2 protein-coding genes are annotated in these 2,563 nt (G+C 72.0%); one reads left to right on the top strand and one right to left on the bottom strand.

What is annotated here, in order from left to right; all coding sequences use genetic code 11:
- Nucleotides 1–1,808, top strand: a 1,808-nt coding sequence (locus tag ACWDCZ_RS40230; RefSeq protein WP_449818581.1) for a DUF7507 domain-containing protein, incomplete at its 5' end; no start/stop codon positions are given.
- 93 nt (nt 1,809–1,901) lie between these two features.
- Here the strand turns inward: ACWDCZ_RS40230 and ACWDCZ_RS40225 are convergent.
- Complete coding sequence (locus tag ACWDCZ_RS40225; protein WP_380745461.1) at nt 1,902–2,084, bottom strand: hypothetical protein; 183 nt, start codon at nt 2,082–2,084, stop codon at nt 1,902–1,904.
- Between the last annotated feature and the right edge of the window lie 479 nt (nt 2,085–2,563).

Below are 2,563 nucleotides of genomic sequence, written 5' to 3'. Positions count from 1 at the left end.
GCTTCCTGGTGACGAACACCGGGAACGTGACGCTGACGGACGTGACGGTGAACGAGACGGCGTTCTCCGGTTCCGGGGGGCCGCTCGTGGCGGCCTGTCCGCCGGGTGCGGCCTCGCTCGCCCCCGGTGCGTCGGTCACCTGCACGGCGAGCTACACGGTCACCCAGGCGGACATCGACCGAGGGAAGGTCACCAACACGGCGACGGCGACGGGTACGCCGCCGTCCGGCCCGCCGGTCACCTCCCCGCCGTCCACCGTGACCGTCACGGCCACCGCCAACCCGGCCCTCACCATCGTCAAGTCGGTCGACGCGACGGATCTGACGGCGGCGGGCCAGGTGCTGCACTACATGTACCTGGTGACGAACACCGGGAACGTGACGCTGACGAACGTCACCGTGAACGAGACGGCGTTCTCCGGTTCCGGGACGCCGCCCGTGGTGAGCTGCCCGCCCGCTGCGGCCTCGCTCGCCCCCGGGGCGTCGGTGACCTGCACGGCCGCCTACACGGTCACCCAGGCGGACATCGACCGAGGGAAGGTCACCAACACGGCGACGGCGACGGGTACTCCGCCGTCCGGCCCGCCGGTCACCTCCCCGCCGTCCTCGACCAGCGTCCCGAACACCCCTGAGCCGGCGCTCACGATCGTGAAGTCGGCGTCCCCGACGACGGTTTCGGCGGTCGGGCAGGTCGTGGACTACAGCTTCCTGGTGACGAACACCGGGAACGTGACGCTGGCGAATGTCACGGTGAACGAGACGGCGTTCTCCGGTTCCGGGACGCCGCCCGTGGTGAGCTGCCCGCCCGCTGCGGCCTCGCTCGCTCCTGGCACGTCGGTCACCTGCACGGCCAGCTACACGGTCACCCAGAGCGACCTGCAGAGCGGCAAGATCACCGATACGGCGACGGCGACGGGTACTCCGCCGTCCGGCCCGCCGGTCACCTCCCCGCCGTCCACCGTGACCGTCACGGTCACGCCCGCACCGGCGCTCACCATCGTCAAGTCGGTGGACGCGACGGCGCTGACCGGGGTGGGCCAGGTGCTGCACTACGCGTACCTGGTGACGAACATCGGGAACGTGACGCTGACGGACGTGACGGTGAACGAGACGGCGTTCTCGGGCGCCGGGACGCCGCCGGTGGTGAGCTGCCCGCCTGCTGCGGCCTCGCTCGCTCCCGGGGCGTCGGTCACCTGCACGGCCGAGTACACGGTGACGCAGGCGGACCTCAACGCGGGCAGCATCACCAACACCGCGACGGCGACGGGTACTCCGCCGTCCGGCCCGCCGGTCACCTCCCCGCCGTCCTCGACCACCGTCCCGAACACCCCTGAGCCGGCGCTCACCATCGCGAAGTCGGCGTCCCCGACGACGGTTTCGGCGGTCGGACAGACGGTCGACTACGCGTACCTGGTGACGAACACCGGGAACGTGACGCTGACGGACGTGACGGTGAACGAGACGGCGTTCTCGGGCGCCGGGACCTCGCCGGTGGTGAGCTGCCCGCCGGGTGCGGCCTCGCTCGCCCCGGGTGCGTCGGTCACCTGCACGGCCGAGTACACGGTGACGCAGGCGGACATCGACCGAGGGAAGGTCACCAACACCGCGACCGCGACAGGCACTCCGCCGTCCGGCCCGCCGGTGACCTCCCCGCCGTCCACCACCACGGTGACCACGAAGGAGGCGCACGGGCACCTGCCGAACACCGGCACCGGCACCGACACCCGGCTCGCCGAGCTGGCCGGGAGCCTCCTGCTCCTGGGCGGCGGCCTGACGCTCGCGACACGCCGCATCCGTCGTCGCGGCTAGCACGACAGCCTGACCAGCGGTGGTCCCCGGAGCCTGTGCTCCGGGGACCACCGCCTTTCGTCGTCCCGGCGGGCACCGGAGAACCGCCATCCGTCACCCCCACTCCGACCGATCGGCCAGGCGGCGGTACCACCAGAACTCCGTGCGCCACTGGCGCCGGTCCGCGAACGGGTCGGGGAGGGTGCGGCGCAAGAACACCGTGTCCAGGGCCTTCACGAGTCGGCCGAGCTCGGCACGGGCCCGTTCCGGCAGTCGCTCCAGGACTTCCTCCAGCACGTCGCGTGCGTGTCTGACGTCGTCGAAGGAACATCCCGGGCACGGGCAATGCGACTCCTGCGGGTACAGCGGACGTCTTCCCGGCGGGTGCAGGAACTCGCGGTACCGCCGCAGCGCCCGGTCGGTGGCGCCCGCGTGGAGGTAGAAGCTGTCGCTCAGGCGCTCGACCCGGTGGACGGCCAGGCTCGCCCTGTCGGAGAGTCCGTGGATCCGGAGCGGAGGGGTCGGCCCCGAGACACGGGAGGCCGGTCGTTCGGCGCGCAGTGCGCGTGGCCGTCTACGCGGCATCGGCCTTTCGATACGTGATCATGGGCGCCATGGTGCCAGGCAGGGCCGCGCTGCCGCACCCGGTTTTTCCCCTTCGAGGTGCGGAGTTCGGGGCTCGGCGGGCAGCCGTGGCGCAGCATGCCGGCGCCGGCCAGCCGCTTGATGATCGTCAGGGCCCGCACGGCCGGCTCCGAGGCGACGGTGATCTTGCC

The sequence above is a fragment of the Kitasatospora sp. NPDC001225 genome, assembly GCF_053597855.1.
Note: the sequence above shows the minus strand (reverse complement) of the source record. Positions and strands in the feature narration are given on the sequence as shown.